Annotated in this window: 20 protein-coding genes; 8 read left to right on the top strand and 12 right to left on the bottom strand. The window is 71.9% G+C overall.

All coding sequences use genetic code 11. From position 1 onward, the window contains the following. Positions 1 to 35: 35 nt before the first annotated feature. The 3 genes from ACKUB9_RS14970 to ACKUB9_RS14960 all read left to right on the top strand — a co-directional run bounded on the left by ACKUB9_RS14970 (position 36) and on the right by ACKUB9_RS14960 (position 2,893). Positions 36 to 500, top strand: a complete 465-nt coding sequence (locus tag ACKUB9_RS14970) for an Lrp/AsnC ligand binding domain-containing protein (protein ID WP_407524334.1) — start codon at positions 36 to 38, stop codon at positions 498 to 500. Between the two features lie 81 nt (positions 501 to 581). Next, on the top strand, positions 582 to 1,181 hold the full coding sequence (locus ACKUB9_RS14965) for a nitroreductase family protein (RefSeq protein ID WP_407524332.1): 600 nt from the start codon (positions 582 to 584) through the stop codon (positions 1,179 to 1,181). Between the two features lie 2 nt (positions 1,182 to 1,183). Then, on the top strand, positions 1,184 to 2,893 hold the full coding sequence (locus ACKUB9_RS14960; protein WP_410825835.1) for an AMP-binding protein: 1,710 nt from the start codon (positions 1,184 to 1,186) through the stop codon (positions 2,891 to 2,893). 7 nt (positions 2,894 to 2,900) lie between these two features. Here ACKUB9_RS14960 and ACKUB9_RS14955 read toward each other — a convergent pair whose 3' ends face one another. After that, the gene (locus ACKUB9_RS14955) at positions 2,901 to 3,566 is read right to left on the bottom strand and encodes a hypothetical protein (protein ID WP_407524330.1); all 666 of its coding nucleotides are present in this window, start codon (positions 3,564 to 3,566) and stop codon (positions 2,901 to 2,903) included. Positions 3,567 to 3,830: 264 nt separating this feature from the next. Between ACKUB9_RS14955 and ACKUB9_RS14950 the strand changes: the two genes are divergently transcribed. Continuing rightward, positions 3,831 to 4,577 (top strand): hypothetical protein, encoded by a 747-nt coding sequence (locus tag ACKUB9_RS14950; protein WP_407524328.1) that lies wholly within the window; start codon positions 3,831 to 3,833, stop codon positions 4,575 to 4,577. Positions 4,578 to 4,584: 7 nt separating this feature from the next. Here ACKUB9_RS14950 and ACKUB9_RS14945 read toward each other — a convergent pair whose 3' ends face one another. Next, positions 4,585 to 6,795: a ComEC/Rec2 family competence protein gene (locus ACKUB9_RS14945; protein ID WP_407524326.1), complete on the bottom strand. Its 2,211-nt coding sequence runs from the start codon at positions 6,793 to 6,795 to the stop codon at positions 4,585 to 4,587. 134 nt (positions 6,796 to 6,929) lie between these two features. Here ACKUB9_RS14945 and gltX point away from each other — a divergent pair, with 134 nt between their 5' ends. From gltX to ACKUB9_RS14930, 3 genes are all read left to right on the top strand, one after another. Next, positions 6,930 to 8,354: a glutamate--tRNA ligase gene (gene gltX / locus ACKUB9_RS14940; RefSeq protein ID WP_407524324.1), complete on the top strand. Its 1,425-nt coding sequence runs from the start codon at positions 6,930 to 6,932 to the stop codon at positions 8,352 to 8,354. A 377-nt stretch (positions 8,355 to 8,731) separates the two neighbouring features. After that, positions 8,732 to 10,024 carry a citrate synthase gene (gltA, locus tag ACKUB9_RS14935; RefSeq protein ID WP_407524322.1) on the top strand — a complete coding sequence of 431 codons (1,293 nt, stop codon included), beginning with the start codon at positions 8,732 to 8,734 and terminating at the stop codon, positions 10,022 to 10,024. A 441-nt stretch (positions 10,025 to 10,465) separates the two neighbouring features. Continuing rightward, positions 10,466 to 10,999 carry a peroxiredoxin gene (locus ACKUB9_RS14930; protein WP_407524320.1) on the top strand — a complete coding sequence of 178 codons (534 nt, stop codon included), beginning with the start codon at positions 10,466 to 10,468 and terminating at the stop codon, positions 10,997 to 10,999. 28 nt (positions 11,000 to 11,027) lie between these two features. Here the strand turns inward: ACKUB9_RS14930 and ACKUB9_RS14925 are convergent, their stop codons facing one another. After that, positions 11,028 to 11,309, bottom strand: coding sequence for a hypothetical protein (locus tag ACKUB9_RS14925; RefSeq protein ID WP_407524318.1), 282 nt, complete (start codon positions 11,307 to 11,309; stop codon positions 11,028 to 11,030). Here ACKUB9_RS14925 and ACKUB9_RS14920 point away from each other — a divergent pair. Next, positions 11,299 to 11,880: a hypothetical protein gene (locus ACKUB9_RS14920; RefSeq protein WP_407524316.1), complete on the top strand. Its 582-nt coding sequence runs from the start codon at positions 11,299 to 11,301 to the stop codon at positions 11,878 to 11,880. The genes ACKUB9_RS14925 and ACKUB9_RS14920 overlap by 11 nt on opposite strands. Before the next feature lie 15 nt (positions 11,881 to 11,895). Here ACKUB9_RS14920 and lpxB read toward each other — a convergent pair whose 3' ends face one another. The 9 genes from lpxB to ACKUB9_RS14875 all read right to left on the bottom strand — a co-directional run bounded on the left by lpxB (position 11,896) and on the right by ACKUB9_RS14875 (position 23,244). Then, positions 11,896 to 13,080 (bottom strand): lipid-A-disaccharide synthase, encoded by a 1,185-nt coding sequence (lpxB, locus tag ACKUB9_RS14915; protein ID WP_407524314.1) that lies wholly within the window; start codon positions 13,078 to 13,080, stop codon positions 11,896 to 11,898. Then, entirely contained in the window at positions 13,077 to 13,922 is an 846-nt protein-coding gene (locus ACKUB9_RS14910) for an LpxI family protein (RefSeq protein WP_407524312.1), read from the bottom strand. The genes lpxB and ACKUB9_RS14910 overlap by 4 nt, the downstream gene beginning before the upstream one ends. A gap of 3 nt (positions 13,923 to 13,925) precedes the next feature. Continuing rightward, positions 13,926 to 14,756 carry an acyl-ACP--UDP-N-acetylglucosamine O-acyltransferase gene (gene lpxA, locus ACKUB9_RS14905; RefSeq protein WP_407524310.1) on the bottom strand — a complete coding sequence of 277 codons (831 nt, stop codon included), beginning with the start codon at positions 14,754 to 14,756 and terminating at the stop codon, positions 13,926 to 13,928. Continuing rightward, positions 14,753 to 15,217 (bottom strand): 3-hydroxyacyl-ACP dehydratase FabZ, encoded by a 465-nt coding sequence (gene fabZ, locus ACKUB9_RS14900; RefSeq protein WP_407524308.1) that lies wholly within the window; start codon positions 15,215 to 15,217, stop codon positions 14,753 to 14,755. Before fabZ ends, lpxA begins: the two co-directional genes overlap by 4 nt. Before the next feature lie 141 nt (positions 15,218 to 15,358). After that, positions 15,359 to 16,417 carry a UDP-3-O-(3-hydroxymyristoyl)glucosamine N-acyltransferase gene (gene lpxD / locus ACKUB9_RS14895; RefSeq protein WP_407524306.1) on the bottom strand — a complete coding sequence of 353 codons (1,059 nt, stop codon included), beginning with the start codon at positions 16,415 to 16,417 and terminating at the stop codon, positions 15,359 to 15,361. A 147-nt stretch (positions 16,418 to 16,564) separates the two neighbouring features. Continuing rightward, positions 16,565 to 19,054 (bottom strand): outer membrane protein assembly factor BamA, encoded by a 2,490-nt coding sequence (gene bamA, locus ACKUB9_RS14890; protein ID WP_407524304.1) that lies wholly within the window; start codon positions 19,052 to 19,054, stop codon positions 16,565 to 16,567. Positions 19,055 to 19,409: 355 nt separating this feature from the next. Continuing rightward, complete coding sequence (gene rseP / locus ACKUB9_RS14885; protein WP_407524302.1) at positions 19,410 to 20,570, bottom strand: RIP metalloprotease RseP; 1,161 nt, start codon at positions 20,568 to 20,570, stop codon at positions 19,410 to 19,412. A 161-nt stretch (positions 20,571 to 20,731) separates the two neighbouring features. After that, positions 20,732 to 21,895 carry a 1-deoxy-D-xylulose-5-phosphate reductoisomerase gene (gene dxr, locus ACKUB9_RS14880; protein ID WP_407524300.1) on the bottom strand — a complete coding sequence of 388 codons (1,164 nt, stop codon included), beginning with the start codon at positions 21,893 to 21,895 and terminating at the stop codon, positions 20,732 to 20,734. A gap of 158 nt (positions 21,896 to 22,053) precedes the next feature. After that, positions 22,054 to 23,244: a site-specific DNA-methyltransferase gene (locus ACKUB9_RS14875; protein WP_407524298.1), complete on the bottom strand. Its 1,191-nt coding sequence runs from the start codon at positions 23,242 to 23,244 to the stop codon at positions 22,054 to 22,056. Between the last annotated feature and the right edge of the window lie 132 nt (positions 23,245 to 23,376).

Genomic DNA, 23,376 nt, shown 5'->3' with positions numbered 1-23,376 from the left:
CGGATTGGCGGTGAAACCGGATTTTTACCGCGAACATGACGGACCAGCCCGACCGCCTCGACCGCAGCATCCTCGGCGTGCTGCAGCGCGAGGGACGCATCTCCACCGTGGATCTCGCCGAGCGGGTCGGCCTCTCGCCCACCGCCACGGGCGAGCGCCTGCGCCGCCTGCAGAAGGAGGGCGTCATCGCGGGGTTCGGCGCGCGGCTCGACCCGCACCGGCTCGGCCTCGGCCTGCTCGTCTTCGTGGAGGTCTCCCTCGACAAGACCACGCCCGACATCTTCGAGCGCTTCGCGGCGGCGGTGCGCCGGGCGCCGGAGGTGCTGGAATGCCACATGGTGGCGGGCGGGTTCGACTACCTGGTGAAGACCCGCGTCGCCGACATGCCGGCCTACCGGCGCTTCCTCGGCGAGGTGCTGCTCTCGCTGCCCGGCGTCACCGAGACGCGCACCTATGCGGTGATGGAAGAGGTGAAGAGCGACAGTATTCTGCCCCTCTGACGAGGGGGTGCCCCTCTGACGACGGGCGTGACATCGGCGGCGCGGGCTGGCAGGAGAGCGGGTCCGTTCCGGAGACCTGCCGTGACGTCAAGCTTTGCGCGAAGCCCCGACTACCCGATCGACCCGCTCTTCCTCGAGCGCTGGTCGCCGCGCGCCTTCACCGGGGAGGCGATCAGCGAGGCCGATCTGTTCACGATGATCGAGGCGGCGCGCTGGGCGCCCTCCTCCTACAACTCGCAGCCCTGGCGCTTCATCTGGGCCCGGCGCGACACGCCGCACTGGGACAGGCTGTTCGGCCTGCTGGTGCCCGGCAACCAGAAATGGGTGAAGGACACGGCCGCCCTGCTCTTCCTGGTCTCGAACGGGATGATGAACACCAAGGACGGCCTGAAGCCCTCGGCGAGCGCCTCCTTCGACACCGGCACCGCCTCGGCCCTATTTCAGCTCCAGGCGATCAGGATGGGCTGGCACGCCCACGGCATGGTCGGCTTCGACAGGGAGCGCGCGCCGGACGTCCTCAACCTGCCGCCCCATCACCGGGTCGAGGCCGCCTTCGCGGTCGGGCGCCGGGCCGATCCGGCGACGCTGACCGAGGAGCAGCGCGCCCGCGAGACCCCGAACGGCCGCCGTCCGATCACCGATTTCAGCCACGAGGGCGGTTTCCCGCCGCGCGAGGCGTGACCATTCCCGAGTACGATCGCCTCGTCGCCGATTTTCGCTGGCGGATCCCGGCGCGCTACAACATCGCGGTCGATGTCTGCGACCGCTGGGCCGCGGCCGATCCCGACCGTCCGGCCCTTTTCGATGTTGCGGCGGATGGCCGGGTCGAGACATGGAGTTTCGCGGCCCTGCGCGCGGCCTCGAACCGCTTCGCCAACGCACTGCGGGCGCACGGGGTGCGGCGGGGCGACCGCGTCGCGGTGCTGCTGCCGCAATCCCCCGCCGTGGTGGTCGCGCACCTCGCCGTCTACAAGCTCGGCGCGGTGGCGCTGCCGCTCGCGGTGGTCTTCGGGCCGGACGCGCTCCAGCACCGGCTGGCCCATGCCGGCGCCCGGGCCGTCGTCACGCATGCGGGCGGGCTCGCGAAGCTCGTCACCCTGCGCGACGCACTGCCCGACCTGACGCTGCGCGTCTCGGTCGACGGGCCGGAGGAGGGGGCGCTCGGCTTCCAGCAGCTCCTCGACGCCGCCTCGCCCGACTTCGTGCCCGTCGACACGGCGGCCGACGATCCGGCCATGATGATCTACACCTCCGGCACGACGGGACCCCCCAAGGGCGCGCTGCACGGGCACCGGGTGCTGCTCGGCCACCTGCCGGGCTTCGCCATGATGCACGAGTTCATGCCCGAACCCGGCGACCGGATGTGGACGCCGGCCGACTGGGCCTGGGCCGGGGGGCTGCTCAACGCCCTGCTGCCGAGCCTGCATCACGGCGTGGCGGTGGTGGCGCGAAAATACGAAAAATTCGATCCCGAGGAGGCGCTGCGGCTGATGGCCGACCTGCGGGTCGCCAACGCCTTCGTGCCGCCGACCGCGCTCCGGATGCTGCGCACCGTGGAGCGCCCGCGCGAGCGCTTCGACCTCTCCCCCCTGCGCACGCTCGCCTCCGCGGGGGAGATGCTGGGGCCGGAGACCTTCGCCTGGGCGCAGGACGCGCTGCGCCTGACCGTCAACGAGGCCTACGGGCAGACCGAGTGCAACCTCGTCCTGGCCTCCTGCGCGGCGCTCGGGATCGCGCGGGCGGGCTCGACCGGCAAGCCGGTGCCGGGGCACCGCGCGGCGGTGATCCGCCCGGACGGCACGCCGGCCGCCCCCGGCGAGATCGGCCAGATCGCGGTGGCGCGGCCCGACCCGGTGATGTTCCTCGGCTACTGGCAGGATCCCGCTGCCACCGCGGCGAAGTTCCTGGGCGACTGGATGACCACGGGCGACCAGGGCCGCGTGGACGCGGACGGCTACGTCCATTTCGTGGGCCGCGNGGATCCCGCTGCCACCGCGGCGAAGTTCCTGGGCGACTGGATGACCACGGGCGACCAGGGCCGCGTGGACGCGGACGGCTACGTCCATTTCGTGGGCCGCGACGACGACGTCATCACCTCGTCCGGCTACCGGATCGGCCCCGGCGAGATCGAGGATTGCCTGCTGCGCCACCCGGCGGTGGCGCTCGCCGCGGCGGTGGGCAAGCCCGACCCGCTGCGCACCGAGATCGTCAAGGCGTTCGTGGTGCTGCGGCCCGGTTTTCCGGCCTCGGACCGCCTCGCGGCCGAGATCCAGGACTTCGTGCGCCAGCGTCTCTCGGCACACGAGTACCCGCGCGAGATCGCGTTCCGGCAGGCGTTGCCGCTCACCACGACGGGCAAGATCATCCGGCGCGTGCTGCGCGACGAGGCGTGAGGGCGCGTCAGCGGTTCTGCACCCTCACCGGTTCCGCCAGCACCGCCGCGAGGCCGGTGCAGCGCGCCGGGTCGACGCGGTGGAGCTTCAGGGTGGCGTCGGCCGCCCCGAACGCGACGTCGCGCATCGCGCGGGCGCCGGCCGGGCCGGCGCGCATCTGCGAAAAACCGTTCTGAACCATCAGAATCCGCCCCGCCGGGTCGGGCGCGATGAGGTAATCCCCCGCCTCCTCGGCGTTGTCGGGCTCGATCATCGCCATGCAGCGGGTCGCGTCGTCGTCCCGGACGAAGGCGACCAGCCGCTCGCGCCGGTTGCCGAGATTCGCGCCGGCCTCCCACCAGCAGGTCGACTGGCCGTAGAGCGGCTCGGCGCTGCGCAGGGTGATGCGGGTCAGCACGTGAAAGGCCCGGACCTCCGGCTCGGGGGTGGGGTCCGGGGTCAGCAGGACCGTCATGGCGGCGATCGTCTGGCCGCGCTGCCGGGCGAGATGCGCCGCGTCGTAGACTCGTTCGAAGCAGGCCCCGCCGGACCCAGCCCGCGCGACGATGGGGCCGAGCCCGTCGCCGCCCGGTCCGGCGAGGCCGAGGCCCGGCCAGCCGGTCATCAGAAGGCCGAGGCCGACGAGCGGCGCCAGCCGGCGCCTCCGTCTCTCGGTCAACGCGGTGCGGGTCATGAGGCGCCTCGGCGGTCACGCGATGAGGTCTCCGAGCGGACCATCGCGCAGAAGGTCTGGCACACGCACGTTGCCGCACGAGGTCGGCGGCGGCCTGCGCATTGCGCCGGGATGTCGTCCGGGGCGGGTCGATGTCCGGACCGTGACGAAACCGTTGCGTCCGCCCGATCCGGCGCAACCCGCACGGCATGACGCTGCCATTCGCGACGGATAGGCAGGACGGGTGCGAGCGGCGCGCGGCCGCCCAGACCCGAGGACCGATCCGTGTTCCCTCGTCCCCAGCATCTCGTCGCGATGCTCTTGGCGGCGCTCGTGGCGGCGCGCGCGCCGGCCGCTGAGGTCCGGCCCGTTGCCTGCGTCCCAGTGGAGTCCGAGGGCTCGCCACGCGCGGCCGCCCCACCCGGGCCGCTCGACACGGCGCTGGCCGAGGCCTGCGCGGCGGCCCTCGATCGCGTCCGCGCCGACCCTGCGCTCGCCCGCCATCTGCGGCGCGCCTACGCCGGTTTCCTCGCCGGTCGAGAGGCGGTGCTGGCGCGGCCGGAGGCGCGCCTGCCGGTCTACCTGCGGACGGGGCGGCAATGGTTCGACGCCCTCGACGGGCCGCGGGCGGGATGGGCCGGCGCGTGGATCTCCGGGGCGGGCGACATCGTGGTGGCGCCGCGCCCGGATGGCAGCTTCACGGTGCGGGCGCGGGCGGACGACCCGGTCGGCGGATCCTACACCTGCGGGTTCGTCGGGGTCGGGCGCTTGGCCGGGGAGGTCATGGAGGTCGCCTGGGACACGGCCGAGGACGAGGACGAGGACGACGGCGCCGACGGCTGGACGCTGGTGCTACGCCGGGACGGGGGCCTGCTCACGCTCGCCCAGCGGCGCAACGCGAGCCCGGCACCCACCGCCCCGTTCTGCGGGGTCCATGGCAGCCTGGAGGAAACCTACCTGCCGGCGCGCGTCGTGCCCGACCCCGTCACCGCCTGGGAGCCGGCGTCCGGAGCCGGGCCGGGCCGCCGTTGACCGGGATCTAAGGCTCCAGTTCCGTCTCGTCGGCCTCCGGCACGGCCGGGGCTGCGGGGGGCGGCAGGCGCCAGACGGGGCGCTCGCCGGGCCGGCGCGCGGTGGTGAGCGCGTAGCCGTCCGACGTGAAGCGCACCAGCGTGGCGCCGTGCGCGGCCAGGAAGGCGCGGTCGATCACCAGCCCGGCCCCGCAGCCCGGCGGTGCGGCGGCCCGCGCGATCACCACGTCCGCCCGGGCGCAGTCGGCCTCGAAGGCCCGCTTGTCCTTCACCAGCGCCACGCGCCGTCCCTGCGGCCCGGTCGCCACGCAGCCGAGGCGGTCGCAGGTCTCGCCGCGCGCGAGCGACGGATCGGTGCGGGCGCGCGCGTCGCCGTCCGCCTTCAGCCACTGCTCCAGCACGAAGGGCGGCGGGCGCCCGAGCGTCGCGAGCCGTCCGTCCGCCCCCCGCACGGCGGCGCCCGTGCCCTCGCGGTCGACGTAGAGGTCGTGGCGCGGGGGCGAGGCCGCGAGCGCGACGCCCGCGAGGGCCGGCCCGAGGCCGAGCCAGCGCAGGCGCGAGGCCGGCAGCGTGAGGAGGAGCAGCGCCAGCGTGAGCAGCCCGAGCGCCCAGGGCCCGAAGGCCGGCACCACCAGGGTCGCGTGGTCGAAGCCGCGGATCCAGCCCGCGATGTCGAGCATGCCGCGCACGGCGAGCCCCATCGCCCACCAGACCGGCCGGTCGAGGGCGAACGGATAGGCCAGGATGCCGAGCACGGCCGCGGGCATCACCGCCACCGAGACGAGCGGCAGGGTGAGGGCGTTGCCGAGGAGCCCGAAGGGCTGGACGGTCTGGAAATGGTAGGTGGCGTAGGGCGCGGTGGCGACCTGCGCCACGAGCGTCGTGGCCAGCGTCCCGAGGAGCGCCGCGGCCGCCCAGGCGAGGGCGCGCCCGAGGGGGCCGGCCGCCTCCCGCCGCAGCAGGCCGCCGTCGATCAAGCGCGCGCAGGCGACGAGGCCGGCCACCGCCGCGAAGGACATCTGGAAGCTCGGGCCGAGCAGCCCCTCGGGCTCGCGCGCCAGGGCGACCAGGGCAGCGAGCGCGAGGTTGCGCAGGCTGAGCGCCGGGCGGTCCACCAGGATCGCGCCGAGCATCACCAGCGTCATCACCAGCGAGCGCTCGGCCGCGAGGTCCCAGCCCGAAAAAACGCAGTAGGCGGTGACGCCGATCATCGCGAGGATCGCGGCGATCTTCTTGATCGGCCAGCCGAGCGCGAGGCCGGGACCGAGCGCGAGCAGCGCCCGCACCAGCCAGAAGATCACCCCGGCCGCCAGCACCATGTGCAGGCCCGAGATCGACACCACGTGGTAGATGCCGGCCGCCCGCAGGGTCTCGTTGGTGTCGGCGTCGATCAGCCCGCGCTTGCCGGTGACGAGCGCCGCCGCCACCGCGCCGGCCTGTCCGCCATTCGCGTCGGTGATGCGCCGGGTCAGCGCGTTGCGCGCCGCGTCGACCGCCGCCGAGACGCGCAAGGCCAGGGGAGGGGGCACGGGCGGGGCCACCACCGCCGCCGGCCCGAGCAGCGACCCCACCGCGCCGATGCCGCGGAAATAGGCGTCGCGGGCGAAATCGTAGCCGCCCGGGCGGGCGGCCTCCGGCGGCGGCAGGAGGCGGGCGCGGGCCTCGATGAAGTCGCCCGGACGCAGACGGTCGGCCTTGCGGTAGGAGACGCGCACGCGCTCCGGCCGCTCGCCCGCCTGCATCTCGCCGAGGCGATGGACCCGCACCACGACGCGCGCGCCCTCCTCGCGCTCGTCAAGCGATTCGATGAAGCCGGCGAGCGGCGCGATGGTGGTGCGGGGGAGCACCGGAGCGGCCACCTGCTCGACCCGGATCGCCGCCGCCGCGAAGCCGAGCAGGATCGCCGCGAGCCCCAGCAGGAGCGCGAGCGCCACCGGCCGGGCGCGCGCGAAAAATGCCGCGCTGCCGCAGGCGCCGGCCGCGCCGAGCGGCGCCCACAGGGCGGGCAGGCCGTCGGCCGCCGCGAAGAAGAGCAGGATGCCGGCCCCGAAGGCGACGGCGAGCCAGGGAAACAGCCGGCGCTGCCCGGCTTCCTCGGCGAGGCAGGCCAGCACGCGGGCGCCCGCCCCGCGGACGAGATCCTGCGGCAAGGCCCGGCCCGCCGGCAGCGTCGCCGGGCCGCGCAGAGCGAGCCCCCTGCCTGCCTGTTCCCGCGCCATTCCGGGCCCGTGCGTTCCTTAACGGCCGGTCGCGCGCATGCTACAGGACGCGATGCCGACGGGTCGACCGCGCATTCCACCCGTCCGCCACCCGTCCGCATCCCCATCCTCGTCTGAGTGGTTCTGCCTCGCCGATGTCCTCCGTCGTCACGCGTTTCGCCCCGTCGCCCACGGGCTTCCTCCACATCGGCGGAGGCCGCACGGCGCTGTTCAACTGGCTCTACGCCCGCAAGAACGGCGGGCGGATGCTGCTGCGCATCGAGGACACGGACCGGGAGCGCTCGACGCCGGGCGCCATCGACGCGATCCTCGACGGCCTGTCCTGGCTCGGCCTCGATTGGGACGGGGAGGTGATCTACCAGTTCGCCCGCGCGGCGCGGCACCGCGAAGTCGCCGAGGGTCTGCTCGCGGCGGGCCGCGCCTATCACTGCTACGCCAGCCCCGAGGAACTCACCGAGATGCGCGAGGCCGCCCGGCGCGAGGGCCGGCCGCTGCGCTACGACGGGCGCTGGCGCGACCGCGACGCCAGCGAGGCGCCCCCCGGCGTCAAGCCGGTGATCCGCCTGCGCGCGCGCACCGAGGGCGAGACCGTGGTGGAGGACGAGGTCCAGGGCCGGGTCGTCTGGCAGAATAAGGACCTCGACGACCTCGTGCTGCTGCGCTCGGACGGCACGCCCACCTACATGCTGGCCGTGGTGGTGGACGACCACGACATGGGCGTGACCCACGTCATCCGCGGCGACGACCACCTCACCAACGCCGCCCGCCAGACCCAGATCTACGATGCGCTGGGCTGGCGCGTGCCGAGCATGTCCCACATCCCGCTCATCCACGGGCCGGACGGGGCGAAGCTGTCGAAGCGTCACGGCGCGCTCGGGGTCGATGCCTACCGCGACCTCGGCTACCTGCCGGCGGCTTTGCGCAACTACCTCGTGCGGCTCGGCTGGAGCCACGGCGACCAGGAGATCTTTTCCACCGAGGAGATGATCCAGGCCTTCGACCTGAAGCAGATCGGCCGCTCGCCGGCCCGTTTCGACTTCGCCAAGCTGGAGAACCTGAACGGCCACTACATCCGCACGACGTCCGACGCGGACTTGGTCGCGGCCATCGAGGCGATCCTGCCGACGCAGGGGGCAGCGCGGAATCTGCCGTCCCGCTTCGATCCGGCCCTGCGCCAGCGCCTGCTCGCGGCGATGCCGGGCCTCAAGGAGCGGGCCAAGACCCTCATCGAACTGCTCGACAGCGCCTACTACCTCTACGCGCCGCGCCCGCTCGCCCTCGACGAGCGCGCGACGGGCCTCCTCGCCACCGGGGGCCGCGCCCGGCTGGCGGGCGTCCTGCCGCGCCTCGAAGCCCTGACCGACTGGAGCGCCGCCTCCACCGAGGACGCCGTGCGCCAGTTCGCCGAGGCCGAGAGCGTGAAGCTCGGGCAGGTGGCCCAGCCGCTTCGCGCCGCCCTCACCGGCCGGGCGACCTCGCCGCCGCTGTTCGACGTGATGGCGGTGCTGGGGCGCGAGGAGAGCCTCGAACGCCTGCGGGATCAGGCGAAGGCGGCCTGAATCCTGCTAGGACGCTTCGCCTGGAGCGCGTGGCGCTGGAGGCATCGGCCCCGGCGGCACAAAAGGGTGCAGGACCAAGCACCTGCGCGGAGCGGCGGCGTGCCGCTCCGCTAGGGTCAGGGGGCGCGGCCGGGCGCCTGCGAATCGCGGCTGGATCCAACCGCGTCCCGCGTGGTTGGACAGGGATATGAACAGAACTTGAATTGTGTCACCCGTTTCGAGCGGTCCGGTTGATGCCGGTGCGTCGATCCGCTAACCCGGTCGGCGAGTGAGCACCTGCAGCAATCCCCCGCCGCCAGGCTCGCGACCGTGTTCGCGCCGACCCCGCCGGCGCCCGTCCCGACGCTCATTCCGTTGATGAAAGGGTCCGAAACCCCATGAGCTTTAGCAACAGCACCCTCTCGGTGAACGGTCGCCAGATCGAGCTGCCGCAGAAGGACGGCACGATCGGCCCGAGCGTCCTCGACATCGGCAAGCTCTATGCCCAGACGGGCATGTTCACCTACGATCCGGGCTTCACCTCCACGGCAGCCTGCGAATCCAAGATCACCTACATCGACGGCGACGAGGGCATCCTCCTCTACCGCGGCTACCCGATCGAGCAGTTGGCGGAGCACGGCGACTTCCTGGAAACCTGCTACCTGCTGCTCTACGGCGAGCTGCCGACCGCTGCCCAGAAGGCGGATTTCGACTACCGGGTCACGCGCCACACGATGGTGCACGACCAGATGAACCGGTTCTTCCAGGGCTTCCGCCGCGACGCCCACCCGATGGCCATCATGGTGGCCTGCGTCGGCGCGCTGTCGGCCTTCTACCACGACTCGACGGACATCACCGACGAGAAGCAGCGCATGATCGCCTCCATGCGCATGATCGCCAAGATGCCGACGCTGGCGGCGATGGCCTACAAGTACTCCATCGGCCAGCCCTTCGTGTATCCCAAGAACGATCTCGACTACACGTCGAACTTCCTGCGGATGTGCTTCGCGGTGCCGTGCGAGGAGTACCACGCCAACCCGGTGATGGCGCGCGCGCTCGATCGCATCTTCATCCTGCACGCCGACCACGAGCAGAACGCCTCGACCTCGACGGTGCGACTGGCGGGCTCCTCGGGCGCCAACCCGTTCGCCTGCATCGCGGCCGGCATCGCCTGCCTGTGGGGGCCGGCCCATGGCGGCGCCAACGAGGCGGCGCTGAAGATGCTGGAGGAGATCGGCCGGCCCGAGCGCATCCCCGAGTACATCGCCAAGGCCAAGGACAAGGACGACCCGTTCCGCCTGATGGGCTTCGGCCACCGGGTCTACAAGAACTACGACCCGCGCGCCCGCATCATGGCCAAGACCACCCACGAGGTGCTGGCCGAACTCGGCATCAAGGACGATCCGCTGCTCGACGTGGCGGTGGAGCTGGAGCAGATCGCGCTCAAGGACGAGTACTTCGTCGAGAAGAAGCTCTATCCGAACATCGATTTCTACTCGGGCATCACCCTCAAGGCGATGGGCTTCCCGACCTCGATGTTCACGGTGCTGTTCGCGCTCGCCCGCACGGTGGGCTGGATCGGGCAGTGGGCCGAGATGATCGAGGATCCCTCGCAGAAGATCGGCCGCCCGCGCCAGCTCTACGTCGGCCCGCCGAAGCGCGAGTACGTGTCGATCTCGCAGCGCGGCTGACGCGCAGGGCGTATCCGAGTCGACCACCGAGCGGGCGGCGCCCATGTGCCGCCCGATCTCGCATAATTCAGCTGGCTCACTCTCGCCCCTTTCCCGGACGACTGGAACGAAGTGGAAGAAGATCTGGAATCCAGCGCAAGATGTCGCGAAGCGACTATTTGTCTGCAACAGTTTCAATGCAGAGCCGCTTCGCGGCACATCATTTTCTGGATCCCGGATCTCCTTCCGCTTCGCTGCACTCGTCCGGGAAAGGGGGCGAGCGGCAAGTCCAGCGTTCAGCAGGGCCTTGTCCACCGATCGTGCCCCGCGCCGCAATGTAGGTCCGCGCTCCAGGCCCTTGATTCCAAACATCGTCCGCGGCGAACCGGTCTCCCCTTCGCCGGGAAATGCTCTTAGGCTTGCCCTCGCGGCACCGCGCCGCTGTCCACGAGGGTCGCCGCCATGCCGCCAGCCACCGTCCCGGACGTGATCTTCCACACCCGCGTCAGGAACGAGTCGCTCGGCGGACCCAACCCGTTCGAGTGGAAGGATGTCGCCTCGGCCGAGATCTTCGGCGGCCGGAACATCGTGCTGTTCGCGGTGCCCGGCGCCTTCACGCCCGCCTGCTCGGACGACCATCTGCCGGGCTACGAGCAGCAGGCCGACGCGTTCGCGGCGCTCGGCATCGATCAGGTCGTCTGCCTGTCGGTGAACGACGCCTTCGTGATGCACCAGTGGGCCCGCGCCAAGGACATCACGAAGGTGTTCATGCTGCCGGACGGCAACGGCGACTTCACGCGCCAGATGGGCATGCTGGTCAAGCGCGGCCGGCAGGGCATGGGGATGCGCAGCTGGCGCTACGCGATGCATGTCGAGGACGGCACGATCCGGCGGATGTTCGTCGAGCCCGGCTTCCGGGACGACCCGCCCGGGGTCGGCCTCACGGTCTCGGATGCCGGCACCATGCTGGATTATCTCAGGGGGCAGGCGGGTTGAGCCTGCCGAGAGCGGGGCGGGACCCCGCTCACCACGGTTTCGGGATGATGCGGTAGAAGACGATCCAGTAGGGCAGGGCGATCAGGGCGGCACACCAGAACGGCCATCCCCAGGCGCGCCAGAGCAGGACGAGGACAAGCAGGCCGACGGCGGCGTTTCCGACCAAGCTGGTGAAGCCGACCAGCACGAGGAAGGCCAGGAAGCCCACGAGCACGAGCGTGGTGCTCAGCCAGCCGGGCGCTCGGCTCACGTCCAGCCAAGGCGTCGTGGCGAGCATCTCGCAGAGGCCGATGAAGAGAATGACCGACACGGCCGCTCCACGCAGCCATGGCGTCCGGACGGCGTTCGAGCCGGCGGGCTTCGATGAAGGGGCGCTCATTCAGCGACGCGGGCGGTGGCGCCTGGGCATGGCTCGAACGGCTCCTGGTGCTGCCCGCGTGTCGGAGAGGGGCGCTCCCGCCCCGATCGACCGGGCGGTCTCCCGACCCGAACGGCCTCCGGCCATAACCTTAGGTAAGGAGGGCGTCGCCGGCTTCCATCGAATGGTGGACGCGGCGATGAACCTATCGCTTATCGTGGGAGATTGCGGATCTGCGGTGACCATGCCCGACATCAAGCGCATCGCCCTGAGCCTTCTCGCCGGGATTGCGGGGCTCGTGCAGTCGGGCGGCGCGCCCGCTTTGAATCTTCGCCCCAAGGAGCCCGGCTGGTTCGTCGCCGCTCAGATCGGGAGCCTGTTCGTCTTCCTGGGGGTGATGTTCGCGCTCGTGACGGTGATGGCCGGGGAGGTGTCGTGGATCGCGGCCCTCTTCGGCCTCGGTGCCATCACGATCGGCGCGGCGTTGCTGCGGCTGGCCTTCGTCCTGCGGGCACGGCGGTGACCGTGCGGGCCGACCTCAGGCCGATGACGCCCCGGGCGCCGGCCGCCCGGCCGCCTGCAGCACGATCCGGGCGGCGCTGCGGCTCGGGTCCTCGCCGTCGGGAAGGCGCATGACGGCGTCGAGCCGGGCGAGCGCCCGGTCCTGCGCCGCCCGCGCCTCGCCCTCCCGCAGGAGCGGCGCCAGCGCGGCGGCGAGGCGGTCCGGCCGGCACTCGGCCTGGATCAGCTCGGGAATGGCGTTCTCGCCGAGGATCAGGTTCGGCAGCACGATCGTCGGCACCTGGATCAGCCGGCGCACGATGATCTCCTCGATCTTCGGCACCCGATAGGCCACCACCATCGGCACGCCCGCGAGCGCGAGTTCGAGCGTCACGGTTCCGGAGGCGGCGAGCGCGGCCCGCGCGCGGCGGAAGGTGGAGAGCTTGGCCGCTTCGCCGTCCACGAGCCGGGGCGACACCGGCCAGGACTCGGCGAGGCGCGCGATCAGGTCGCGATGGCGCGTCACCGCCGGCAGTTCCACCGCGAAGCGGGCGCCCTCGGCACTGAGCTGCCCCAGCGTCGCCCCGAAGACCGGCATCAGGCGCTCGATCTCCGAGCGGCGCGAACCCGGCAGCACCGCGAGCACCGGCCTTTCGGCGTGGCGCGCCTGCGCCTCCACGGCGTCCGGGCGCAGCTCGGCGAGGCGCTCGATCAGCGGGTGGCCGACATAGGTGCAGGCGGGGCCGCCGAGGCGGCGATGCGCGTCGGGCTCGAAGGGGAGGAGCGCCAGCACGTGATCGATGTAGGCGCGCATCGTCTTGGCGCGCCACGGCCGCCATGCCCACACGCTGGGACTGACGTAGTCGACGACCGGCAGGCCGGGCAGGCGCTTGCGCACCCGGCTCGCCACCGCGTGGGTGAAGCCCGGGCTGTCGATGATGACGAGGACGTCGGGCCGGGCCGCCACGCAGGCCTCGACCGTCTGGCGGATGCGCCGCATCAGCAGCCGCAGGCGGGCCGCCACCGCGAGGTAGCCGATCACCGCCACGTCCTCGAGCGGAAACAGCGAGGCCAGGCCCTCGGCCGCCATCGCGTCGCCGCCGACGCCCGCGAGATCCAGCGGCTCCGGGCTCGTCGCGCGCAGGGCCCGGATCAGCTTCGCGCCGAGCTGGTCGCCGGATTCCTCGCCGGCCACCAGCCAGATGCGGCAGGGGCGGCTCACGGGGCGGTCTCCAGTCCGTGCAGGAAGAGGCCGAGGCGGTCGGCGAGCGCCACGGTCTCGGGCCGGTCGAGGATCAGGGTGTCGCCGGCCCCGACCGCGAGGCCGGCGCAGCCGGCGGCGGCGGCGTTGCGCACCGTGCGCGGGCCGATCGCCGGCAGGTCGACCCGCAGGTCCTGGCCGGCCTTGGCGAGCTTCACCAGCACGAGCCCGGCGGGCGGGCGCCCGAGGCCGAGCGGGCGGCGGGCGAGGTCGCGGGCGCGCCGCAGCATCCGGTCGGTGCCCTCCGGCCCCTCGACGGCCAGCACCCGGCGGGCGGCCACCACGGCGGCTTGGCCGACATCGTGCGGGGCGAGGCTGGCCAGCAGCGCCCGGCCGGTGGCGATCGAGGCGGTGGCGGCGGGGTCGGGCGCGTGCCGCCCGAGTGCCCCGGCCGGCGCCATCAGGTCGGGGGCGAGTTCGTGCACGCCGAGGATGCGGTGCCCGTGCTCTTCGAGGAGCCCGAGGACGCCGCGCAGCAGGTGGTCGTCCCCGCCCGAGGCGAGGGAGCGCAACTCCTCCCGGTTGCGCAGGACTGCCAGCGTGTTGAGGAGCGCCGCCGGACTCGGGCGGGCGACCGCGCCGGCCAGCGCGACGCCGGAGGGCGCCCAGGCGTCGAGGCGCGCCAGCGCCCCGCGCACGTCGAGCAGGTCCACGGTCGCGTGCGCCCGCCGCCGGGTCGCCGGATCGGCGAAGCCCCGGATCGCCAGGATGCGAAACGGCCGGCCGGTCCGCTCCAGGGCGGCGGCCACGAGGAGCGGCAGCCGCCCCGCCCCGGCCACGATGGCGACGGTGCCCGGCCCCATCGCTCAGGCCGGTCCCGGCGCCTCGCGGGGGATGCAGACCGAGCGCTTGCCGCCCTCGCGGATGAAGGCGAGGATCTCCTGCACGATCGGGTGCTGCTCGAACTCCTCCGCCACGTCCTCGACGCGCTCCATCAGGGTGCCCTCCTGCGCGAAGAGCAGACGGTAGGCCCGGCGCAGGGTGTGGATGTCCTCGCGCGAAAATCCCCGGCGCTGCAGCCCGATGATGTTGAGGCCGGAGAGATAGGCGCGGTTGCCCATCGCCATCCCGTACGGGATCAGGTCGTTCTCCAGGCCCGAGAGGCCGCCCACGAAGGCGTGCGCGCCGACCCGCGCGAACTGGATCACCGCGGCGCCCCCGCCCAGGATCGCGAAGTCGCCGACCTGGCAATGGCCCGCCAGCATGACGTTGTTGGAGAAGACGACGCGATTGCCGACCCGGCAATCGTGCCCGACATGGCTGTTGGCCAGGAAGGCGCAGCCGTCGCCCACCACCGTCTCCAGGCCGCCGCCCGCGGTGCCGGGGTTCATGGTCACGCCCTCGCGGATCAGGCAGTCGCTGCCCACCGCGAGCCGGTTGGCCTCGCCCCGGTACTTGAGGTCCTGCGGCGGGTGGCCGATCGACGCGAAGGGGAAGATGCGGGTGCGCGCGCCGATGTCGGTGCGCCCGGCCACCACCACGTGGCTCACGAGCTCGACGCCGTCGCCGAGGCTGACCTCCGGCCCGACATGGCAGAACGGGCCGATGCTCACGCCGCGCCCGAGCACCGCGCCGTCCTCGACGACCGCGCTCGGATGGACCCGGGTCTCGGCCGGGGCTTCGGCATCGGCACTCATTCGGTCACCAGCATCGCGCCGATCTCGGCCTCCGCCACGAGCGTGCTGCCCACCTTGGCTTCGCCGCGGAACCACCACATGAAGCGGCGATTGCTGATCTTGCGCATGTGGTACTCGACCACGTCGCCCGGCATCACCGGCTTGCGGAACTTCACCTTGTCGATGGTCATCAGGTAGACCCGGCTCGGCTTGGTGTCGGACGACAGCTTGTGGGCGCAGCAGATGGCGCCCGCCGTCTGGGCCATGCCCTCGACCAGCAGCACGCCGGGGAAGACCGGCGTCGTCGGGAAGTGCCCGGTGAATTGCGGCTCGTTGATCGTGACGTTCTTGATGCCGATGCAGCTGTTGTCGCCGTCGATCTCGATGATGCGGTCGACCATCAGGAACGGGTAGCGGTGGGGCAGAAGCTCCATGACCCGCATGATGTCGGCGGTGCCCAGTTCGGTGGGCGTCTCGGTCATGGCGTCAGGCTCCGTGCGCGGCCTCGGGGGCCGATGGGATGCGGGTCGGCCGACCGGCACGCGCCGGTCCCCGGGCTTGGTCTTTGGCGAGAATGAGCGGGTCGATGCAAGGACTTTGCGGCGGCTTGAGGGAACCTGGGCCTACTCGGCATCGTCCTCGGGCGCGCGCCCGCGCGCCGCGAGCGTCTTGAGCGTCGTCATCTCGCGGAACCATTCGCGGACGGGCTTGGCCGGGGTGCCGCCCCAGCGCGAGCCCGGCGGGACGTCCTTGTTGACGTTGCTGGAGCCGGCGATCTGCGAGCCCATGCCGATCCGCAGGTGGCCGACGACGCCCACCTGGCCGCCCAGGACCACGTAATCCTCCAGCGTGGTGGAGCCCGAGATGCCGACCTGCGCGACGATCACGCAGTGGCGCCCGATCACCACGTTGTGGGCGATCTGCACGAGGTTGTCGATCTTGGTGCCCTCGCCGATCACCGTGTCGCGGCTGGCGCCCCGGTCCACCGTGGTGTTGGCGCCGATCTCGACGTCGTCCTGGATGATGACGCGCCCGACCTGCGGCACCTTGAGGTGGCCGCCCGCCCCCATGGCGAAGCCGAACCCGTCCTGGCCGATGCGGGCGCCGCCGTGGATGATGACCCGGTTGCCGACGAGGGCGTGCAGCACCGAGGCGCCGGGGCCGATGGCGCAGCCGCGGCCGATGCGGGTGCCCGGACCGATCACCGCGCCGGCCGCCAGCACCGTCTCGGCGCCGATCTCGGCGCCCGGCCCCACCACCGCCCCGGGATCCACCACCACTCCGGGCTCCAGCCGGGCGGACGGGTGGACGAAGGAGCCCGGCGAGACGCCGGTGGCGCCGAACAGCGAGGTCGGGCGGGCCGCGCTCGGAAACAGGCGGGCCAGCACGCGGGCGAAGCCGCGATAGGGCTCGCGGCTGACGAGGGCGAGCGTCCCCTCCGGCACGCGCGCGGCGAAGCGGGCCGAGACGAGGCAGACGCGGGCGCGGGTGCGCTCCAGCGCCTGCGCGTACTTGGCGTTGTCCATGTAGACGAGGTCGTCCGGCCCCGCGCTCTCCAGCGGGCCAGCGCCCCGGATCGCGATGGCGCCGTCGAGGCCGGCCGGCAGCACCGCCCCGGCGAGGTCGGCGACCTCCGCCAGGGTGAGCGGGCCGGAGGCGGAGAAGAAGACCGGGTCTGACATGCGCGCGCTCGCGGGAGGCCGGGCGCGGGCTGTCCTCTCGCGCCCGTGCCGGGACGGGCGCCCGGCCTACCCGCTCGCGCGGGAGGGCACAAACGAAAAAAGCCGGCGCCCCTGCGGGGCGCCGGCTTCGATCCGGGAGGGGAGGGCTCAGAAGCGCGAGCCGCCCGAGAAGCGGAACGCCTGGGTCTGGTCCTTGCCGACCCGGCCGATGCCGTTGAACACGCCCTCGTCCTTGGTGAGCGCGTAGGCGTAGTCGAAGCGGATCGGGCCGAGCGGCGAGTTCCAGAGGATCGAGGCGCCGACCGAGGAGCGCAGCGTGGGCTTGTCGCGCACGTTCACGCATTCGGGCTCCACGCCCACCGTGAAGGCGTTGAAGTTGCAGCCGGCGACCGGGCTGAAGCCGTTGATGATGCCGTCGCCGTTCACGTCGAAGGCGCGCCGGCCCTTGTAGCCGAACAGCGTGCCGGCATCCGCGAAGACCGCGCCCTTCAGGCCGAGATCGCGCGGCAGACCCCAGATCGGGAACTGCACTTCCAGCGTGCCGCCGACATAGGTGGTGCCGCCGAGCGCGTTCGAGCGGGCGTCGCCCGAGCCGACGTCGCGGGGGCCGATGCCGTTCGGCGCGAAGCCGCGCACCAGCGACGGGCCGAGGAAGAACTGGTCGGTGATGCGCAGCGTGTTGCCCTCGGTCGGCGCCACGTGGCCGGCCTGGAACCTCACGAAGCCGACGACGTCCTCCCAGATCTCCTTGTAGTACCGGGCTTCGGTGGTGACGCGGAAGAACTTCGAATCGCCGCCGATGCCGGCGAATTCGGGCTTCAGCTCGCCGTAGAAGCCGTTGCGCGGCTGGGCGAGGTTGTCGAGGGTCGAGTAGGCGAGGGTGACGCCCGCCAGCGAGGTCAGGGTCGAGCCGACCGAGTCCTTGAGGGCGATCGAGGCCTCGCCGTCATAGGCGCAGTTCGGGTAGATCGCCTGGCCGGCCGGGTTGAGCGCCGTGTAGCCCGCGAGCGGGAACGAGCAGTCGTTGTAGGGCCGCTTGAGGGTGTTCGGGATCTTCAGGTCGGTGTTGTAGATCGAGTAGCGCAGCGTGATGCCGAACTCCTCGGTGATCGGCAGGCCGAGGCGGAGCTGGCCGCCGACCACGTCGGTCACGTAGCGCGAGTAGCGCGTCAGGTCGCTGTACTTGTTGAAGACGTCGAAGCCCGCGGCCAGCCGGTAACCGAGGAAATACGGCTCGGTGAACGAGAAATCGATGCCGCGGGTGTACTGGCCGGCGGAGCCCGCCACGCGGACGTACTGGCCACGGCCGAGGAAGTTCGACTCCGAGACCGAGACCTCGCCGATGATGCCGTCCGCGGTCGAGTAGCCGCCCGCGACCGAGAACGAGCCGGTGGGCTGATCCTCGACGTCGATGTTGACGATGACGCGGTCGGGCGCGGAGCCGGGCTCGTTGGAGAACCGGACCTTCTTGAAGAAGCCGAGGCCGTTGAGGCGCCGCTCGGCCCGGTCCGTGAGCACGCGGTTGTAGGCGTCGCCCTCGGCGAAATCGAGCTCGCGCCGCACGACGTAGTCGCGCGTGCGGGTGTTGCCGCGGATGTTCACGCGCTCGATGTAGACCCGCGGGCCGTCCTCGACGATGAAGCCGAGGGAGACCGTGCCGGTGGCGCGGTCGCGCTCGCCGGTCGGGCGGACCTGGGCGAAGGGATAGCCCTGGCGCGCCACCTGGGTGGTGACGCCGGTCAGGGTCTTCTCGACGTCCTCGGCGTTGTAGATGTCGCCGACGCCGGTGCGGATCTCGTCCTGCAGGGATCCGCCGTCGACGCCGCTGACGCGCGAGTCGATCGCCACCGCGCCGACGCGGTACTGGCGGCCTTCCTCGACCGTGACGGTGATGATCCAGCCGCCCTGGGCCTCGTCGAAGCGCGAATCCGCGGACACGATCCGGAAGTCGGCGTAGCCGTTCTTCAGGTAGTAGCGGCGCACGAGGTCGAGGTCGTTGGCGATCCGGTCGGGATCGTAGACGTCGGAGGTCTTGATGAAGCTGAGCAGGTTCATCTCGGTGGACGTCATCAGGTCCCTGAGACGTCCCTCGGAATAGGCCTCGTTGCCGACGAACCGGATCTGCTTGATGCCGGTCTTGTCGCCCTCGTCGATGGTGTAGACGACGTCGACACTGCCGTTCGGCAGGTCCACGACCCGGTAGGTCACCTTGGCAAGGCCGCGGCCCGAGCGGCGATAGACCTCGCGGATGCGGTCGATGTCGGAGTTCACGATCGCCGGGTTGAAGGCGCCGCGGGAGCGGGCCTCGACCACGCTCTCCAGCGTGCCCTTCTCGACCTTCTTGTTGCCCTCGAAGACGACGCGGTTGATCGTGTTGTTCTCGCGCACCGTCACGATGGTGCGGCCGCCGCTCTGGGCGACGCGCACGTCCGAGAACATGCCGCTCGCGATCAGGTTGCGCCGCCCTTCCTCGGGCGACACGCCGGTCACGTAGGACCGGACCGTCTCGGCGTCGACGCGGCTATTGCCCTGAACGACGACCTGCTGCGCCTGTGCGGCGCCGCCCGCCACCGCGGCCGCCATGATCATGGCGCCTGTGGCAGACACGCGCGCGCGCTTCCCCGTCATCGACATCATCAAATGGCCCGTCTCATTATTATCGGTACGGGTTCGCACCCGCGGGTCGCCGAACCTCTCGCGAGGTCGATGGCCGTCTGGTCCTGGGGTCGCTTCTATCGGGAATCCCCGATGACGCAATCGCCAAGCTGGCAGCAGAAGGGGATTTTGAGGGGACGTGGCGTTCCTGTCACGGGCTCAAGCTGAGCTTTTCGCGCAGCAGGGTGAGCAAGGGCTGAAGCAGGCCAGCCTCGCGCAAGCCCAGAACGGGACTGCCACAATGGACCGGGAGTCGAGCGCCCGACTCTAGGCGCACAACCCTTGGGAGAGATTCAAGGCGATCGCTCGAATTCTCCACAAGGGACGGGCGGGCGGCTCAGGTGCCGCGGTTCCAGGAGGCCCCGATCTGGATGATGTCGTTCCACGTCGCGAACAGCATCAGCATCAGCACCAGGGCGAGGCCGATGCGGAAGCCGATCTCCTGGGCGCGCTCGCTCAAGGGACGGCCGCGCAGGATCTCGATGCCGTAGAACAGCAGGTGTCCGCCGTCGAGCAGGGGCACCGGAAACAGATTGATGAGGCCGATCGAGACCGACAGCACGGCGATCAGCCCGACCACCGCGGCGAAGCCCCCGACCTTGGCGGCCTGCCCCGACACCCGCGCGATGCCGATCGGGCCCGAGAGCTGGTCGGCGGATTCGCGCCCGCTGATCAGCTTGCCGAGGTAGTCGAAGGTGCGGTCGACCACGTAGTAGGTCTCGAACACCCCGAAGCGCAGCGAGTCGCCGAGCCCGTACTGGACGAGCTTGACGTCGGCCGCGTCGCGCGGGCCCTGGATGCCCAGCCGCCCGAGCCGGTGGGTGCCGAAGGGCGTCTTCTCCTGGACGGTGTCGGGCACCGCCTCCAGGGTCTTCTCGACGCCGTTGCGGTCCACCAGCACGGTCAGGAGCTCGCCGCCGCTCGACGAGACGGTGCGCTGCATGTCGCCGAAATTGGTCACCGCGGCGCCGTTGATCGACAGGACCACGTCCCCGGCCTGGAAGCCGGCCCGCTCGGCGGCGCTGCCCGGCTGCACCGCAGAGACGCGCGGCGCCACCTCGTAGCGGCCCACCGCGTAGATCGAGCCGGCGAAGACCGCGATGGCGAGGAGGAAGTTGGCGATCGGCCCCGCCGCCACGATGGCGATGCGCTTCCAGACGTTCTGGGCGTGGAAGCTCACGGCGCGCTCGGCCGGGTTCATCCGCGCGAGGGTCGCGGCGTCCGGCACGCTGGCGCCGTTCTGGTCGCCCACGAACTTGACGTAGCCGCCGAGCGGGATGGCGGAGATCTTCCAGCGCGTGCCGCGGCGGTCGTTGAAGCCGACCAGCTCCGGCCCGAAGCCGATCGAGAAACTCGTCACCCCGACGCCGCACCAGCGCCCGACCAGGAAGTGGCCGAGTTCGTGCACGAACACCACCACGGTCAGAACGAACAGGAAGGTGACGATGGTGCCGAGAAGCCCCGTCGTCGCCCCGCCCAGGGCAGTGAGGAAGTCCATCGATGCGCTTCCGGCGTCCCGCGCCGGCTCCCGATCCCGGCGCTCGCGGCCGGGGAACGCTCCTCATACCGCGGGAGGCGGGTTCGGGCCAGACGGCAGAGCGCGGCGGCACCGCACAGGCGGGGCGCCGTCCCGTGTCGCCGTCACGAACGGTTAACCGCTCAGGCCGCGAGGCGGGCCTGGCTCCAGCGGCGCACCTCGGCGTCGATGGCGAGCGCCTCCTCCACGTCGGCGGGGGCGGCGGGGTAGCGCGCCGCGAAGCCCTCGCAGGCGCCCTCGACCAGGGCGGCGATGTCGTAGAAGCCGATTCGCCCGGCGATGAAGGCGGCGACCGCGATCTCGTTGGCGGCGTTCATCACGGTGGGCTGGGCGCCGCCCGCCGCGAGCGCAGCCCTGGCGATGCGCAGGCAGGGGAAGCGCTCCTCGTCGGGCCGCTCGAAGGTGAGGCTGCCGGTCGCCGCGAGGTCGACGGGACGTCCGCGCGCGATGGTCAGCCGATCGCCGATGCCGAGGCAATGCGCGATCGGCACCCGCATGTCGGGCATGGCGAGGCCGGCCGTGACCGCCCCGTCGCGCCACGTCACCATCCCGTGCACGATCGATTGCGGGTGGACGACGACGTCGAGGCGCCCCGCATCGATGGCGAACAGGTGGTGGGCCTCGACGAGTTCGAGGCCCTTGTTCATCAGCGTCGCGGAATCGATGTTGATCTTCATCCCCATCGACCATGTCGGGTGCGCGGCGGCCTCGGCCGCGCTCGCCGCCGCGATCCGCTCGCGCGGGGTCGTGCGGAACGGCCCGCCCGAGGCCGTGATGGTCATGCGGGTGATGTCCTCGACCCGGCCCTCGCCGATCGCCTGGGCGAGGGCGTTGTGCTCGGAATCCATCGGCAGGATGCGCGCGCCGAAGCGCCTGGCGTCGCGCATGAAGGCGTCGCCCGCGCAGACGAGGCTCTCCTTGTTGGCGAGCGCCACCGTGCGTCCGAGCCGGATCGCCGCGTGGGTGGGGCCCAGGCCCGCCGCGCCGCTCACCGCCGCCACCACGAGGTCGGCGTCCCGTGTCGCGGCCTCGATCACCGCCTCGGGGCCGGCCCCGGAGGCGATCCCGCTGCCCGAGAGGGCGTCTGCGAGGTCGCGCCCGCCCGCCGGGTCGGCGAGCGCCGCGAAGGAGGCGCCGAGATCGCGCGCCACGCGCGCCAGCGCCGCCGCGTCCCGCCCGCCGGCCACCGCGCCGACCCGGAAACGGCCGCGATGCTGGTCCAGCAGGTCGGCGGTGGAGCGCCCGATCGAGCCGGTCGCCCCGAGCACGGTGACGGTGCAGGTCACGGGCAGGTTTCCTCGTCTGGACGCCGTCGAGCCGGCACAACCTCGGGCGCGCAGGCACCCGGCCCGCCGCGCGAGCCGGGGCGGGTCAAGGCCCCGGCTTTTGCATCCCGGACGGGAAAAGGTCCAGACCTCGGCGATTTCCGCCGCCGCCGCCCGCCTCAGGCGGCCGAGCCCATCCCGGCGCGGATCTTCGCCCGCAGGTCGTCGATCGGCACGAGCCGGCCGGCGCGCTCGACGTGCCAGTAGGTCCAGCCGTTGCAGGCCGGCAGGCCCTGCACGAGGGCGCCGATCTTGTGGATCGAGCCGCAGGCCGGGCCGACGCCGAGGGTGCCGTCCGGCCGCACCAGCGCCTTGTGGCGGCGGCGCTCGTCGGTGAGCGTGACGCCCGCCGAGATCAGGCCCGCCTCGAGGAGCGAGAGGAAGGGCACCCGCGGCTCGGCGCGCTTGGCCGGCGCGGTGAGCAGGGCCGCCGTCGAGAGCGGCTCGACCGCGGCGATGCGCGCGCGCGCGGCCTCCGCATAGGCTTCTTCGCGCTCGATGCCGATGAAGCGCCGGCCGAGGCGCTTGGCCACTGCCCCCGTGGTGCCGGTGCCGAAGAAGGGATCGAGCACCACGTCGCCGGCGTTCGAGGCCGACAGGATGGTGCGGGCGAGCAGCGCCTCGGGTTTTTGCGTCGGGTGGACCTTGCGCCCGTCCGCGCCCTTCAGGCGCTCCTCGCCGGTGCAGAGCGGCAGGAACCAGTCCGAGCGCATCTGCAGGTCGTCGTTGCCGCCCTTCAGCGCCTCGTAATGGAAGGTGTAGCCCTTCTGTGCGCTGCGGGAGGCCCAGATCAGCGTCTCGTGCGCGTTGGTGAAGCGCTTGCCGCGGAAATTCGGCATCGGGTTGGCCTTGCGCCAGACGATGTCGTTCAGGATCCAGAAACCAAGATCCTGCAACGCGCTGCCGACCCGGAAGATGTTGTGGTACGAGCCGATCACCCAGAGCGTGGCGTTCGGCTTCATCACCCGGCGGCAGGCCTGGAGCCAGGCGCGGGTGAAGGCGTCGTAGGCCTCGAAGCTGGCGAACTGGTCCCAGTCGTCGTCGACCGCGTCGACGGCGCTCTGGTCGGGGCGCAGCAGCGATCCGGCGCCGAGCTGGAGGTTGTAGGGCGGGTCGGCGAAGACCAGATCGACGCTCGACGGCGGCAGGGCGCCCATCGCCTCGATGCAGTCGCCGAGGAGCACCTCGTCGAGGGGAAGAGGCTTGACGGGGGTGACGAGACCCATCCGTGGTGCCGACGCCGCACGCCCGGTACGCGAGACCTGTTTCCGGGCGGCTGCGCCGGCGACCGCGGTACGCGGGGAAGCCATGGCGAACACCGTGTTACGCAACTGACAGGCACGACCATGCCCCGGTCAGGGTAAAGGCCGAGTTGCCCGCCCGAACGCCGTGCGTCTCGAAATGGGGCTGCAATTTTTGCCCATCTCCCTCGCAGGGCGCCC

The organism is Methylobacterium oryzisoli (assembly GCF_046557895.1).
GTDB classification, from domain to species: Bacteria; Pseudomonadota; Alphaproteobacteria; order Rhizobiales; family Beijerinckiaceae; genus Methylobacterium; species Methylobacterium oryzisoli.
Note: the sequence above shows the minus strand (reverse complement) of the source record. Positions and strands in the feature narration are given on the sequence as shown.